Source organism: Shewanella amazonensis SB2B, assembly GCF_000015245.1.
Lineage (GTDB): Bacteria > Pseudomonadota > Gammaproteobacteria > Enterobacterales > Shewanellaceae > Shewanella > Shewanella amazonensis.
The window spans coordinates 657,108-672,228 of sequence record NC_008700.1 but is presented as its reverse complement, the minus strand read 5'-3'; the positions used below and the strand labels follow the sequence as shown (position 1 = coordinate 672,228).

Sequence of the window (15,121 nt, the reverse complement as noted above, 5' to 3'; positions counted from 1 at the left end):
ACAGGTTCCAGAAGATAAATCGAGCGGTTAAACCTTAAATAAAAACCTGTTTTATCAAAGTAAAACAATGGGATATAAACACGCCTCATTTTACTTGATGTGATAGTGATCACACTTTGCCTTTTGACGGACTGCCACACTGCTGCCGCATTCAAGTAAGGGGCAATAACCCAACGCCCCTGTCCCGTCAATAGTGAGGAATCCGCTATGAAAAAATCCCTGATCGCATCGGCCGTTGCCACGGGTGCCGCCCTGTCTTCATTCGCCACCCTGGCTGATGGCCCTGCGTTTTATGGCCGTGTTGACCTGGCAGCCACCAATTCCAATACAGGTTACGCCACCCAAAACCAAAAAGACGGCACTGTATTTGAAAACAATTTCTCCTGGCTCGGCGTCAAAGGCAGTGAAAAGCTGAGCCAAAACGTCGCCCTGATTTATCAAATGGAGTTTGGCGTAAATAACTTCGATAACTCAGGCGACACTTTTAATACCCGTAACACCTTCGTGGGCCTGCAAACTCAGGCGGGTACCGCGTTAATTGGCCGTAACGACAGCGTATTCAAACAGTCAGAGGGAGGCTTCGACCTGTTTGGCAACACCAATGCGGATATCGATCTGCTGGTGGCAGGGCAGAGCCGTCTTGGTGACAGCATCACCTACTACTCCCCCAAAATCGCTCATATTCTCACTCTGAACGCCACCTACGTCATGGAAGATAACTATGAAGAAGGTAGCTGGTTCAACCCCGGTGAAGACGATGAGTGGAGCGGTAACACCTATGCCCTGTCGGCCACCCTGGGTGACAAGGCCCTGAAGGCCCAAAACTACTATGTTGCTGCTGCATACAATGATGGCCTGGATGGCATTAAAGCCTACCGCGGCGTGGCACAGGTTAAATTCGGGGAGTTGGTACTGGGCGCGCTCTACCAAAACTCGGAGCATGTGGCAGATAAGTACAGCAATCTGGAAGGTGACACCTGGTTTATCAACGCCGGTTACAAGCTGGGTAACACCACCCTGAAGGCCAGCTACGGCCAGGACGATTCAGGTTTGGGTAAGTATGTCGGTCGCATGGTGGGAGATTCTGACGTTGGCATGGAACAGGTCGAAAACGTCGATTTGCAGCAATACACCCTGGGTGCCGATCATCGTCTAAGCAAAAATACTTTGGTTTATGGTCATTTCACCCGATTTGACGGGGATATGTTACTTGGTGGTAACAAGGTCTCCCTGGAAGACGACGTGATCACCCTGGGGTTGCGGGTAGACTTCTAAGCATCTGATAAAAATACCTATACAAAGCGGCCTGCAGGCCGCTTTTTAATGCAAAAAATTTGATACTTTTATTGCAGTTATATGCACTACTGCTAAAGTTAAACCAAATTTGTCGACACTAATTACCCATTTATGGGTAGTCAACGCTGTGTTTTTGCTCGATTTATCGTAAAAATGCCGTCAAGAAAGGATTCAGTCACAAAAATGCCTTAAATCCTTCCTGTACGGCCTGAAAGTTTGATCCACTCCACAACTTACAATCGGTAAACCTGTAAAAATCATCGGCAACTTTGTTACCAGGCTGTTTGCCTGTAGCAAACCAGAGGAAAACAACTCAATAACCATAAAAATGGAACAGAACTTCGGTTCTAGGGAGCATGTAAACATGAAGAAGACCCTTATCTCTGCATCTGTAGCATCGGTAATGGCCCTGGCATCATTCGGCGCACTGGCCGAAGGTCCTCAGTTCTATGGCCGTCTTGATTTGTCAGTCACCAACACCGACGTAGGTACCACTGTGCAGTCTGGCACTAAAGGTATCAACACCAATGATTTTGCCAACGAGAACAACTCAGGCACCTACATCGAAAACAACTTCTCCTGGTTGGGTGTAAAAGGTACTGAGAACATCAGCTCTGGTATCGATATCGTTTACCAAATGGAGTTCCAGGTAGAGAACACCTCTGGTTCAGGTGATACATTCAAGCCACGTAACACTTATCTGGGTATCAAAACCAGCGCAGGTACCGTACTGGTAGGCCGCAACGACACAGTATTCAAGCAGTCTGAAGGCGGCGTGGACCTGTTCGGTAACACCAACGCGGATATCGACCGTTTGGTTGCAGCACAAACCCGCAGCGCCGACGGTATCTGGTACTACTCTCCAGTGATCGCTGACCTGGTAACCCTGAATGCCACCTACCTGATGGAAGACAACAATGGCAGCGACGACGCTCAGTATGCGTTGTCTGTTACCGTCGGTGACAAGGGCCTGAAGAAGCACAACTTCTACCTTGCCGGTGCCTACAACAAGGGCATCAGCAACGTCGATGCATACCGCGCAGTTGCTCAGGTAAAACTGGGTGATTTCAAGGTAGGCGGTCTGTTCCAGAACACCGAGAAAGTGGACAGCGGCAACGACAACAACACTTACTTTGTCAACGTGGCTTACAACCTGAACGGTGTAAACCTGAAAGCCGAATATGGCTACGATGAAAGTGGCATGGGCAAGTACTATGGTAACGTTGTTAAGTACACCGAAGTAGTTGACGGTAAAGTCGTAAACAAGACACTGTCTGGTTCTGACATCGAAGTCACCAACATTACTCTGGGTGCCGACTACCGCGCAGCCAAGTCTACCCTGTTGTTCGCTCACTATGCCATGTATGAAGGCAGCCACGTAACCGCTGGCCAGCGTGTTGACCTGCAAGACGACAACGTGTTCACCGTGGGTGTACGTTACGACTTCTAAGTCAAGGCTTCGCCAAGCAGGCAGGTCTGGCTGAAAATACCAGACCGCCGTAAAGGCAAAAAAAGCGACCCCATGGGTCGCTTTTTTTATGCTGGCCTTGCCAGATATGAACGGAAATAAAGAGATTACTTACGCACCAGCAGATAAGCCGCCTCATTGAGCCAGGGCACGGCTTTTTTCACAAAGCGCGGATTATCGGCCAGCACATCCTGGCTCTCAAGCACTACGACCTCGAAATATTCTCCCACAAACTCTTCCACCCAATTGGGGGAAACCGCAAAGGGTGGGCCTATCAGGGCTTCCTGGGGATAGTCGAGAGTAATCAGCAATCCCGGAGTACCGGCGGGAATTAAGGCGGCAAGCTTACGCACATAATCGATGCGCATCTCGGCTGGCCAGGCGATGAGAGCGGCGCGATCGTAAAAACCACTGCACCCGGCAACCAACTCCTCATCCAGAGTGAAAAAGTCACCCTCTATCAAGGTCACACCCTGCGCACTGTGGTGTACGTGTTCCCCCTGGGTACGGCTTTGCGGCTTTGCACCTGCAGCCTCAAAAAACTGGCTCACAGCCAACGCAGACAGTTCACTGCCGATAACTTCGTGTCCCTGGGCGGCCAGAAATTCCATGTCGAGGGATTTGCCGCACAGGGGGACAAACACCTTGCCTTTACCTTCAAGTTTCAGGCTTTCCCAGTGTTTGACCAAGAATGGGTTGATATCCGATTGGTGAAATCCAATCTGTTGTGACTGCCACTTGTCGTGCCAGAATCCGGGCTCCATGACCATCCCCTATGACGAAAAAAGACGCCTTACTCTAGCGGCAAAGTCTGGGGGATGCAAAGCGCGCTTCAGGGCGCGTTCAATGCCTCGTTCACCTGACGCAACCAGACACAGTTTTCACACTGACACTTGCGCCGGGTCAGGTGATAGGGCGACAAATTGGAGTCAACAAAGTCTACTGCAACCAAGAGTTGCTGCTTAAGGTCTTCTTCGCTTTTCTCTTCCAGTGAGACCAATTCGTCGTTGTGATTCATCCACACGCATTCCATCCCCTGATGGCAATAGATGCAGCGCTCATCGACACTGTTATAAAACCCGGCATGGGGACAGTGCCTCAGCTCCATTGACTGAATGATACGCTTACGTGCAAAGTCATACAGTTCAATCAGTTGTTGTTTCTTTTGGGCGTTCATCCTGCCCTCCTCAATCGCCGCCAGCCTGCGGTTAAGCAAAGTATAAATTGATAAAAACACCTTAGCCTGTGCTGTCTGCGCCGGAGTTGATTTGCATCAAAATGGCGGTCAAAAAACTTGGGTAGGCAGCCGCTAAATACCTTGCCTGTCTGCGGCGGATATGGCTTTAATGATGGATTAATATCAGCGCCGGGGATCCCGTTTTTGTCCGCCCAAACGCCACAGCTGCAACACTTCTATATTTCTGAAGAACAATCCATCTACCTGCTCAAGGCCGACGACGCCCGTAAGCACAAGGCTTGGGTACGCCTGTGTAAACAGCAGCTGTCCAAATTGGGTTACCGGGACATAGAATTTATTGGCAAGGGCGCCTATGGCTTTGTGTTTGCGGGCATCAATGAGGCCAGCGAAGCCCACGTATTCAAGTTTTCCCGTATTACTCTGCCCCAGCAAATCCAGGACAGGCTCGAAGAAGAAGCCTTTATGCTGTCACACTGTCGCCACCCCAATGTGCCGCCGCTGGTCAAATTTGAACGGGTCGGCAAACAGGGCATTCTGGTGATGGCTCGGGCACCGGGTGAAGAGCTGGAGCAGCTGTGTCGTCGCCGCGGTGCTCTGCCTATTCCCATGATCATGAGCATTGCGCGCCAGCTGGCCGATTTGCTTGTTTATCTTAGAACGGGACGTCCGCTGGTCCATGGCGACATCAAGCCCTCCAACCTGGTTTACGATGAAACCACAGGTCATTTATCGCTGATTGACTGGGGCTCGGCCGTGTTTGCCCAGCGGGACGAACTGGGCCGACCGGTGGAGGAACATGTAATGAATCTGCTCTCCAGCGACCAGCAGCATACCAATGCCCGCATGGGGGATGTGTATTTTATCGGCGATGAGCAGCTCAGTGGCGCCCTCTCAAGCCCACGATTCGACGAGCAGGGAGTAGCCGCTACCCTCTATGCCCTGGCGTCTGGACAAGCCAGCCGTTTTGGCTCCCGAGTTATTCCGCCCACCAGCATTGGCCTGCCCATGGAGCTTGCCCGCACCCTGGAGGCCATGCTCAGTGATGATGCCCAGACCCGCAACCGGGGCGGTGATTATTTTCTTCGCAGTATGCGCCACAGTCACCGGCTGCTGTTACCGGATATCCCCCGCCCGGAAGCCATGGCCGAGATCCCCGTGTGGGTACAGAATCGGGGTAAAGAGGTCGATACCGTGAGCTACAGCTCGCGCAAGTCCTTTTTGCGCGAGCACAATGCCGATGAGCCCATCGCCCGGGTTGATGATGTGCAACTGGATAAGTACTACCGCAATTTTCTGGCCGGCATGGGGGATACCGAGAAGGGCTTTATTGCCGCGGTGGGCAGATTGGGGCAATACCCCATAGTCGGGGGGCTCGCGCTCCATTGGCAGCAGGATGGCGTATTTATCGACTCCAATCTGGCGCTGCACGACGCCACGCTCAAACAGGCATTGGTGCAGGCAGTAAACAACATGGTCACCCTCGCCCGGGGCATAGGCCGTCTGGGCACCTTCAAAGCCTGCTTTTTTAATGCGAGGGACACCTTGCACATCAGCCGCGATCCCGTCAGCGGCACCTTTGTGGCAAGCCCCGCTCAGCAGTTACCCTTTGAAGTGGGCGATGTACCCATGTTGGAAGACAAGTCGCGGCTGCATTCGTACTTTGAAGACGGCAAAGATCCGGACGAAAACCTGGAGCTACCCGCCGAAATCATGACCGAGCTTGGCTGGCTAAACCAAATCCATCACACCGGCTGTATCATCTTTGAGGCCCTTGGCGATCATTTGAAGATCCACAGCTACTTAAAGCTGCTTAACCCGCGCAAGCAGGCCGCATTCCGGGCGAGTCTCGACAGAATTTTGCACCATGTGGATAAGATTCACGGTAACGGAGTCTCTGGCTTTATGAAGCTGCCCTACAAGAACACCCGCAGGTTCGCCAAAATCAGCACCAAACCCGAGGCCTTTTATCCAAAAGATCCCAGGCAGTTACATTCCGAAACCTGAATCATCGAGTGTGGAAAAAGACCCGCTGCTGAAGCGTGCGGCCACTAAACCCAGCGCACAGTTCAGTCTCTGGGCTTGTGGGTGTCAGACTGCGCAGTATCATCTTCACTGGCCGGATTTTTGGGCTGGTTCAGCTGATGACTTTGCGCCATGGGGTCATCTTTGCGTTCAAAGTCGCCATCGAAGGTGTTGCCACCCTGGCGATTGAAGGGGTCGTTACCAAAAGGTCCCTGGCCAAACGGCCCCTGACCAAAAGGCCCCTGAGAATTGGCACCAAAGCCACCCTGACCCACCACTTTCAGTTGCAAGCGCTTCAGCAGCAAAGCTGCCAGGGGTTTACGGGTAATGGGCGTGAGCAGGAGCAAACCAATAAAGTCGGTGACAAAGCCCGGTATCAGCAGCAGGACTCCGGCCATGGCCAGCATCATGCCCTGTACCAATTCAGACGTAGGCGCCTCACCCCGGGCCATTTTCTGCTGCGCCTGCATCAGGGTCGACAATCCCTGACTGCGAACCAGGGATACCCCTACTACTGCGGTGAAGAGCACCAGTGCCACTGTGGTCAGGCTGCCGAGCGCTTCGCCAACCCGAATCAGCACCGAGAGCTCGACCACGGGGATCAGGATAAAGATCAGAACAAAAGCAAAAAACATGGCGACCTCGAATACAGTGGGTTGCAAGATAAATGGGGGCTGTCCGGTCAAATTTCAAGAGTACCGGCTGTCGCTGCGGGGAGAAACAACCCGTATCACTATTTCAGCTTTCTCTTAATGCAAGAGTCAGACAAAACACGTAAAGTGTTTGCCAACCTGAGCTTAAGGCTAACTTAGCAGCCTTAAGGGAGTTTTAAACCTTGGGAGAGATCATGGCACAGTCCATGGATGACTATATCCTGGTTATGACCACCTGCCCCTCAGAGGATGTCGGCCTTGCCATTGCCAAACGTCTGGTGAGCAACAGCCTTGCTGCCTGTGTGCAGCAGGGTGGCCCTGTGACGTCGGTGTACCATTGGCAAGGGAAACTCTGTGAAGACAGGGAATATCCCTTATTCATCAAGACCCGGCGGGCACTGTATGCCGAGGTGGAACGGGCGATTTCTGAGCTGCATCCCTATGAGTTGCCTGAGATTATCGCGACGCCCGTAACCGAGGCCCTGCCCGGCTATTTGAACTGGATAAACGACAATACACAATCATGAAAAAAATCATCACCCTGCTGTTTAGTTGTCTGCTGTTATTGGCCCCATCGACCCATGCCAATGATATTTTTGGTAAAAAATTCGATTTCCTCAAGGGCGAGCCCGAGCTGATGCCCGTGAATGAAGCCTTTGTGTTTGATGCCGTCCAGGACGGGAATCGGGTGCGGGTGTCCTTTGTGATTGCCGATGGCTATTACCTTTACCGCGACAAACTCAAGTTTGAAGCCGACAACGCCACCCTGGGTGAGGTCGCGCTGCCGCCGGGTAAGCTGCACAACGACGAGTACTTTGGCGAGCAGCAGGTATTTTACAGCTATGTTGAGTTTACCGTTGCCCTCAAAGAAGCCATGGATCAGGGTACACTGACCCTCACCTTCATGGGCTGCGCCGAAGGCAAACTCTGCTTCCCACCCACCAGGGTCAGCAAGCAGCTTACCGCTGTGGCCCCCAACGATGGCAAGCTGTCAGGCGAATCCGCAAAACCTGTATCTGACGGCACAGTATCAGGCACTTCAACCTCTGCACCTCTGACCCAACAGGACAGTCTGGCGCAGATGCTGACCGAAGGAAACCTCGGTTGGACCTTGCTGATTTTCTTCGGTTTGGGCATTGGTTTAGCGCTTACGCCCTGCGTATTCCCCATGTACCCTATTCTGTCGGGCATTATCGTCGGTCAGGGTGAAAAGTTATCCACGGGCCGCGCCTTTACCCTGTCCATGGCCTATGTGCAAGGTATGGCGATTACCTATTCGCTGCTGGGTTTGGTGGTGGCGTCGGCAGGGATGAAATATCAAGCCGCGCTGCAACACCCAGCGGTACTGATTGGTCTGGCGATACTCTTCTTCGTCCTCAGCCTGTCTATGTTTGGCCTGTATGACCTCAAATTGCCCTCTTCCTGGCAGGAAAAGATGAATGGCCTGTCCAACAACCAGAAAGGTGGCAACCTCACCGGCGTCTTCATTATGGGGGTGATCTCCGGTCTGGTGGCATCGCCATGCACCACGGCCCCCTTGTCGGGCGCTCTGGTGTACGTGGCGCAAAGTGGCGACCTGCTGATGGGCTTTGCCGCCCTGTACGTGCTTAGTATGGGCATGGGTCTGCCATTGCTGCTGATGGGCACTTCCGGTGGTAAATTGCTGCCCCGCGCAGGCGCCTGGATGGAAATCATCAAGACTGTGTTTGGCTTCCTGTTAATTGCGGTATCTGTGATGATGATTGGTCGTATCTGGCCAGGTATGGTGTCCGATTTGCTGTGGGCTCTGTGGGGCGTAGCACTTGCGGGCTATCTGCTGCATCAAAACAAAAAGACCGAATTCAACTGGAAACAAACCGTGCGCACTGTGCTGCTGATGCTCGGACTGCTGGCCGCATTCTCTTACGGCTTCCAGGCTGTGATGGGCGGTTTGGGCTATCAGATGCCCACCAACAATACTGCACAACAATCCGTAAAAGGGGTTGAATTCAAGCGCATCAAGTCAGTAGAAGATCTCAATGCCGAGCTGGCCATAGCCCGCTTTGAAGGCAAGTTTGTGATGCTGGACCTCTACGCCGACTGGTGTGTGGCCTGTAAGGAATTTGAGCACATTACGTTCCCTGATCCGGAAGTGAAAAAGCGCCTGGATAACATGGTGCTGCTTCAGGCCGATGTGACCAAGTCTGACGCCATCGACGTAACCTTGCTGGAGACCTACGATGTGCTTGGTCTGCCGACACTGCTGCTGTTCGATCCCCAGAGCGGCCTGCGTGATGACTTAAGAGTCACCGGCTTTATGGGCCCCAAAGACTTTGCGGCGCACCTGGACCTGCTGCAAGTGCATTAATCCCCTTTTTCCCTTATAACTAAAGGCAAAGATTTCACTGAAATCTTTGCCTTTTTCATCTCACATTAAATAAAGTCCGCTAAGATACCTGATTTATAGCTGAATTATCTTTTAAGGAGTTTCATGGAGCCGGCCATTCTCGTCATCACCCTCGCTTGCGGCCTCTTGGTCAACCGCGTCGGTTTGCCGCCATTGATAGGATATCTGGCCGCTGGCTTTGTGCTCTTTATGTTTGGCATTGAAGAATCCAGTTTGCCCATGCTTCAGCAATTTGCCGATCTCGGTGTGACCCTGCTGCTGTTTGCCATTGGCCTGAAACTGGATATTCGCAGCCTGTTCAAGGCCGAAGTCTGGGCCGGCGCCAGCCTGCATCTCGTCGGCACCATGCTGTTTTTGGTTCCCATCCTCAAGCTGCTGGGCATTCTGGGCCTGAGCCAGCTTACCGACCTCAGTCTCAATCAACTGTCGCTGCTGGCCTTTGCCCTGAGCTTCTCTTCCACTGTCTTTGCCGTGAAAGTGCTGGAAGACAAAGGGGATATGCAAACCCTCTATGGCCGGGTCGCCATTGGTATCCTCATCATGCAGGATATCTTTGCGGTGGGCTTCCTGACGGTTTCAAAGGGAGAATGGCCCTCAATCTGGGCACTGACACTGCTGTTGCTGCCAATCGCCAGACCACTGATTTACCGCGCCTTTGACCGGGTCGGCCATGGTGAACTCCTGGTGCTCTTCGGTTTGGTGATGGCACTGGTGCTTGGCGCCTGGCTCTTTGAAGCCGTAGGGCTCAAGCCCGATTTGGGCGCCCTGATTGTCGGTGTGTTACTGGCGGGCCACCCCAAGGCATCCGAACTCGCCAAGTCACTGTTTTATTTTAAAGAATTATTCCTCGTCGCCTTCTTCCTCACCATAGGCCTCAATGGGTTGCCAAGCCTGGAGGATGTGGCGCTGGCCGGGCTCTTGGTGGCGCTCATCCCCTTCAAGGTCGCTCTGTTTGTGGTACTGCTGACCCGCTTCAAGCTGCGCTCCCGTACCTCAATGCTGGCTTCGTTCAATCTGGGCAACTACAGCGAATTCGGCCTGATAGTTGCGGCGGTAGCCGCATCCAAAGGATGGTTGCCGTCTCAGTGGCTCATTATTATCGCCGTGGCGCTGAGCTTCAGCTTTTTGCTGGCCGCCCCCCTCAACAACATGGTGGGTAAGATTTACCAGCGATACCAGCAGCCCCTCAGACGCATGGAGCGTCCGCCCCTGCATCCGGAAGACAGACCCATCCCTATTGGTAACCCCCGTTTCCTGATTTTGGGTATGGGCCGTATTGGTTCGGGTGCCTACGATGAGCTCAAACTCCGATTCGAAGGTGAAATCCTTGGCATTGAGCACAAGCAGGAACTGGTGGACTTCCACCGGGCTCAGGGCCGTAACGTGGTACAGGGCGATGCCTCGGATACCGACTTCTGGGAAAAGCTCGACAGGGCACCCAACCTGGATCTTGTGCTGCTGGCCATGCCCCATCACGCGGGCAACCTGTTTGCGGTAGAACAACTGAAAAAGCAGGACTATCAGGGTAAGATCAGCGCCATTGTCCAGTACGCAGAACACACCGACTCCCTGAAAGAGAGTGGCGTGCACAGTGTCTACAATCTCTATGAAGCCGCGGGTGCGGGTTTTGTGGAGCACGTCGCCACAGAGTTGATGCCCGCAGAGGGTGAACTGGCCCAGGCCAGAGGCTGATTTGAAACGCCGCGAATTCGCGGCGTTTTTGTTTGTTCACGTATCGCAAAAATCTCAGTTTTCCGGCTTTTTAAGACGTGGTATAACTCAGGGAAGCCGCCATTTCGTGCGGCAATTCAGAATAACCCGGTTATCAATGGGATCAGTGAGCATGTCGAACCCTGCGCAGCGCGCCACCAAGCTGTTTGTCCAAACTTTCGGAACCAAGGCCGATGCCTATTACCAGGCGCCGGGCCGGGTCAATATCATTGGTGAACACACAGACTATAACGATGGGTTTGTTCTGCCGGCAGCCATTAATTTTCATACGGTTATCGCCGTAAAAAAGCGTGAAGATGATCGCTTTCGGGTGGTCACTGAGGCCTTTCCCGGTGAGCTAAGGGAGTGGCGTTTCGGCGAAGAAGGCGAAGTCACTGCCGGTGGTGACTGGGTTAATTACCTTAAAGGTTTCACCCAGGCAGTGGGCCAGGCCGGACTCAAAGCCAAGGGGCTGGATCTTGCGGTGGTGAGCAGCATCCCCATGGGAGCAGGCTTTTCATCCTCAGGCGCACTGGAAATTGCCTTTGGCACGGCCCTGAATGACACCTGTCAGCTTCACCTTTCCCCCATGGCCATTGCCCAACTGGCACAGCGCGGCGAGAGCCGTTTCCACGGCAGTACCTGCGGCGTGATGGACCATATGACCAGCGCCCTGGCCGAGGCTGATTCAGCCCTGCTGATTGACTGCCTGGATCTGGATATAGAAGCTGTGCTTATTCCGGATAACCTAAGCCTTATCATCGTGCATTCGCCACTGGACCCCAAGCTACTGGAAGAGGCCTATAAGGCCCGGGCCGATGAGTGCCGCGATGCCGCCGAATTTTTCGGGCTCGACTCCTTACGGGACCTGGAACTGGACGAGCTCAAGGCCGCCAGCGATGTGCTGGACGAAACCCTCTATAAGCGCGCCCGACATGTCATAAGCGAAAACCTGCGCACCCAGAGTGCTGGCCGGGCGCTGAAACGCGGTGATGTCGCCCGCCTGTCTGAACTGATGGCACTCTCCCATGCCTCGCTTCGGGATGACTTTGAACTTATGGTCCCGGAAGTTGAGACTCTGGTGCAAATCATGGCCCAGGCCATTGGCGACCGTGGCGGTGTCCGTATGACAGACGGCTGCAGTGTCGTTGCGCTGGTGGAGCATGATTTGACCGATGCCGTCGTGCACGCAGTCGAGTCAGAATACCCTGCCAAAACCGGGCTGGAGCCCGTGCTGTACATGTGTGCCCCAAGCGCAGGTGCAGGACGTATCGACGGCTGATTTTTTCAGCCAAAACATACGAATGCAATCACTGTTTCGCGCCTGGGCTATCGTTTATAGTGCATTGACTTTAATACAGATAAGGCAATCTATTCATGGTGCGTCACTCAGTGCTCGACGCCTGGAAGGATCCCAGGGGCGGAGAAATTGAACGGGTTCGATTGGACAACGGCCAGTTGGCCATCGAAGTACTGAGTCTGGGCGGTATTATTCGCTCACTATGGGCTCCTGACAGCCGGGGCGAGCGCGCCAATCTGGTACTTGGGTGTGACAGTCTTGAAGACTATCTCGCCCAGAATGCGCACCTTGGCGCCATTGCCGGACGCTATGCCAACCGTATCGCCCTCGGCAAATTGCACTATGACGGTGAAGACTTCCAACTGGATATCAATCAGGCAACCAACTGCCTCCATGGTGGCCATGAGGGTTTTAATCGCAAACAATGGGCGCTGGGATTGCTTCCCGACGGTGTGCGTCTGAGCCTTAGCAGCCCAGATGGCGATATGGGGTTTCCAGGCAATTGCTCGGTCCAGCTGGATTACCGGCTAGCGGGCAATAACCTCTACGTGGAAATCATGGCGATGACCGATAGGCCCTGCCCGGTCAACCTTACCCAGCACAGCTACTTTAACCTTGACGGACGTGCCGATTGTCTCGATCACACAGTGACCATGCACGCCAGGGCGTTTCTGCGCTGTAACGAGGCAGGGATACCCACAGGACGCGCCACCACCGCAGGCACACCGCTGGCATTGCAGGATGTTCGCCTTGGTGACCGGGTACAACACCCGGACCTTGCCAGCACACGCGGTTTTGACCACTGTTTTATTATCGATAAGACACAGGACGAGCTGGCGTTGGCAGCCGAGCTACACAGCCCACACTCGGGCAGACTCCTTAAACTCTATACCAATCAGCCGGGCGTACAGCTCTACGGGGCGAATTTTCTCGATGGCGAACGGGGCAGGCAGGGCAAAATTTATCGACCCTATCAGGGTGTTTGCCTCGAACCACAGCTGTTTCCCGATGCACCAAATCAACCCGATTTGGGCAAGGCCTGGTTAATGCCGGGGGAGATTTATCATCATATCAGTCGTTATCAGTTCGAGGTAAAAGACTGAACCGGGCTGACCGCAAGCGCCATTAACGAGACTCAGCGCCCTATTGCCGACAATATGAGTGAAGGTGCAAAAGCAGGTGATGCTGCTGGGTGAGAGCTAACCACTCAATAGAAAAGCGCCAGGTCGACCCTTGGGTCGACCTGATTGCTGCAAGCGAAGGATTAATCGTCGAAATCGTCGGACCAATCGTCGCCGAAGTCGTCGCTGCTACCGCTGCCACCACCACTCAAGTCTTCATACTCAGGCTCAGCTTCGGCTTTGGCCTTGCGGGAAGAGGCTGGTGCATCCTTGATATTGCTCAAGTTGATCCGTGCGTGGTGCTTTTCCATAAAGGACGCACGAGCGGCTTTCCATTCTCCGCTGTAATTGCTCTCTGCAGCCTTGAGTCCGGCATCATCCAGCTCATGCAAGTTGGGCTTAACGATGTCTTCAACATACTCAATAATGGCTTTGCGCTCGGTGTTATAAAGATAAACACGTCCCGCTGAAGCTTCGGGCAACTGATTGTCGTGAATGACGATGGAAGTTCCGCGAGCAGTTTTCAACACTCCCCACCAAACCTGTTTCTTCGCCGTGTTATACATATATGCCAATACCTTATAATCAACACATACACTAAGAATTTACGGTTGTTTGAATTCGCGGGGAAGCACACCACCCCAGCAAAAAATCGACCGAATAACTCGGACGCTTCAAGTTGGGTATTCTTACAGAATCTTTCCGAGAATCAATGCCAAATTAAGCGATTTTTTTGTGATATTTAGATTAATTTCAACCTGTTTTTTTCATTTTTCCGTTTAATCTCGACTTTAGTCGAAAATTTCGCCATATCAAGCAATTCCATCGAGACTGAGCACCAGCTTTCCGTGGTGGGATTTTGCCTCCATGATGCTGTGGACTTTAACCACTTCATCGAGCCGATACACGCCAAAAAGAGGTATACGGCATTGGCCGCTGTCGAGCAGCGGCCAAACCTTCTCCCTCAGTTCTTTGGCGATGGCCGCTTTGGCCTCGATACTCTGGGGTCTTAAAGTGGAGCCCGTCCACAGGATGCGTTTACTCATGATGCGAAACACATCCACCTCGGCCCTGGGACCTGCCTGCATGGCCACGGAGACCATACGGCCATCATTGGCGAGCATTTTCAGATTGTTATTGACCATGGCACCACCTGCCATGTCCAGCACGACATCCACACCCCGGCCGTCTGTGGCCGCAAGCACCCGGTCAACCAGCGCCTCATCCCGATAGTCAAAGGCCATGTCAGCCCCCAGACTCACGCAATATTCCCGTTTTTCTGCACTGCCGGAGGTCACCAGTACCCGCGCGCCAAACGCCCTGGCCAGCAGAATCGCCGTGGAGCCTATGCCACCGCTGCCACCCTGGATAAGCAGGGTCTCGCCCGCCTTGAGGCCAGCGCGCATAAAGAGATTGCCCCACACGGTAAAGAAGGTTTCAGGCAGGCCCGCGGCCTCTTCGAGGGACATAGTTAACGGTATGGGCAAACAGTGCAGCGCAGGGGTCACCACCAAGCCGGCATAACCACCGCCGGGCACCAGGGCGCAGACCTTGTCACCTATCCTTGGCCAGCTGACATCGGGGGCAACCTCAACCACCTCGCCGGACACTTCCAAGCCCAAAATTGGTGAAGCGCCCGGCGGCGGTGGATAAGCACCTTTGCGCTGCGCCAAATCCGGCCCGTTAACGCCGGCGGCGGCTACCCTAATCAACACCTCTCCAACTTGGGGGGAAGGCGCTGGCCCTTGCACCAGTTTCATAACCTCGGGGCTACCGGGGGCATCAAACACAACCTGAGTGTGGAATGAAGTCATAAAGGAAAATTACGCAGACTGAGAAAAGTTGTCCCAAGCATAGCAGCTTCCGACAAAGCTAAAAGACGAAACTTAACCGGGACTTGAAACATACAGCCGCCACACAGGTTAAGCACCGTCCATAAAGCAAAGCCACTCCACAGGGAAGTGCCA

13 protein-coding genes are annotated in these 15,121 nt (G+C 53.4%); 8 read left to right on the top strand and 5 right to left on the bottom strand.

Annotated features, from left to right (window positions below; translation table 11 throughout):
• The first annotated feature begins 207 nt into the window (after nucleotides 1-207).
• Nucleotides 208-1,275 (top strand): porin, encoded by a 1,068-nt coding sequence (locus tag SAMA_RS02905; protein WP_011758665.1) that lies wholly within the window; start codon nucleotides 208-210, stop codon nucleotides 1,273-1,275.
• Between the two features lie 385 nt (nucleotides 1,276-1,660).
• Nucleotides 1,661-2,746 carry a porin gene (locus SAMA_RS02900; RefSeq protein ID WP_011758664.1) on the top strand — a complete coding sequence of 362 codons (1,086 nt, stop codon included), beginning with the start codon at nucleotides 1,661-1,663 and terminating at the stop codon, nucleotides 2,744-2,746.
• Between the two features lie 125 nt (nucleotides 2,747-2,871).
• Here the strand turns inward: SAMA_RS02900 and SAMA_RS02895 are convergent, their stop codons facing one another.
• Nucleotides 2,872-3,528, bottom strand: a complete 657-nt coding sequence (locus SAMA_RS02895) for a thiopurine S-methyltransferase (protein WP_011758663.1) — start codon at nucleotides 3,526-3,528, stop codon at nucleotides 2,872-2,874.
• Nucleotides 3,529-3,596: 68 nt separating this feature from the next.
• Nucleotides 3,597-3,941, bottom strand: coding sequence for a hypothetical protein (locus SAMA_RS02890; protein ID WP_011758662.1), 345 nt, complete (start codon nucleotides 3,939-3,941; stop codon nucleotides 3,597-3,599).
• A gap of 204 nt (nucleotides 3,942-4,145) precedes the next feature.
• Here SAMA_RS02890 and SAMA_RS02885 point away from each other — a divergent pair, with 204 nt between their 5' ends.
• Nucleotides 4,146-5,966 carry a protein kinase domain-containing protein gene (locus SAMA_RS02885; protein ID WP_011758661.1) on the top strand — a complete coding sequence of 607 codons (1,821 nt, stop codon included), beginning with the start codon at nucleotides 4,146-4,148 and terminating at the stop codon, nucleotides 5,964-5,966.
• Between the two features lie 62 nt (nucleotides 5,967-6,028).
• Here SAMA_RS02885 and SAMA_RS02880 read toward each other — a convergent pair whose 3' ends face one another.
• On the bottom strand, nucleotides 6,029-6,619 hold the full coding sequence (locus SAMA_RS02880) for an FxsA family protein (protein WP_011758660.1): 591 nt from the start codon (nucleotides 6,617-6,619) through the stop codon (nucleotides 6,029-6,031).
• Nucleotides 6,620-6,831: 212 nt separating this feature from the next.
• On the opposite strand from SAMA_RS02880, the gene cutA reads away from it, so the two are divergent.
• The 5 genes from cutA (at nucleotide 6,832) to SAMA_RS02855 (ending at nucleotide 13,136) form a co-directional block, all read left to right on the top strand.
• Complete coding sequence (cutA, locus tag SAMA_RS02875; protein WP_011758659.1) at nucleotides 6,832-7,164, top strand: divalent-cation tolerance protein CutA; 333 nt, start codon at nucleotides 6,832-6,834, stop codon at nucleotides 7,162-7,164.
• Nucleotides 7,161-8,984, top strand: coding sequence for a protein-disulfide reductase DsbD (locus SAMA_RS02870; protein ID WP_011758658.1), 1,824 nt, complete (start codon nucleotides 7,161-7,163; stop codon nucleotides 8,982-8,984). The genes cutA and SAMA_RS02870 overlap by 4 nt, the downstream gene beginning before the upstream one ends.
• Before the next feature lie 123 nt (nucleotides 8,985-9,107).
• Nucleotides 9,108-10,715: a cation:proton antiporter family protein gene (locus SAMA_RS02865; RefSeq protein WP_011758657.1), complete on the top strand. Its 1,608-nt coding sequence runs from the start codon at nucleotides 9,108-9,110 to the stop codon at nucleotides 10,713-10,715.
• Between the two features lie 151 nt (nucleotides 10,716-10,866).
• On the top strand, nucleotides 10,867-12,015 hold the full coding sequence (gene galK, locus SAMA_RS02860; protein ID WP_011758656.1) for a galactokinase: 1,149 nt from the start codon (nucleotides 10,867-10,869) through the stop codon (nucleotides 12,013-12,015).
• A gap of 95 nt (nucleotides 12,016-12,110) precedes the next feature.
• Nucleotides 12,111-13,136, top strand: a complete 1,026-nt coding sequence (locus tag SAMA_RS02855; RefSeq protein WP_011758655.1) for an aldose epimerase family protein — start codon at nucleotides 12,111-12,113, stop codon at nucleotides 13,134-13,136.
• 161 nt (nucleotides 13,137-13,297) lie between these two features.
• Here the strand turns inward: SAMA_RS02855 and SAMA_RS02850 are convergent, their stop codons facing one another.
• Nucleotides 13,298-13,720, bottom strand: a complete 423-nt coding sequence (locus tag SAMA_RS02850; protein ID WP_011758654.1) for a hypothetical protein — start codon at nucleotides 13,718-13,720, stop codon at nucleotides 13,298-13,300.
• 246 nt (nucleotides 13,721-13,966) lie between these two features.
• Entirely contained in the window at nucleotides 13,967-14,968 is a 1,002-nt protein-coding gene (locus tag SAMA_RS02845) for an NAD(P)H-quinone oxidoreductase (protein ID WP_011758653.1), read from the bottom strand.
• Between the last annotated feature and the right edge of the window lie 153 nt (nucleotides 14,969-15,121).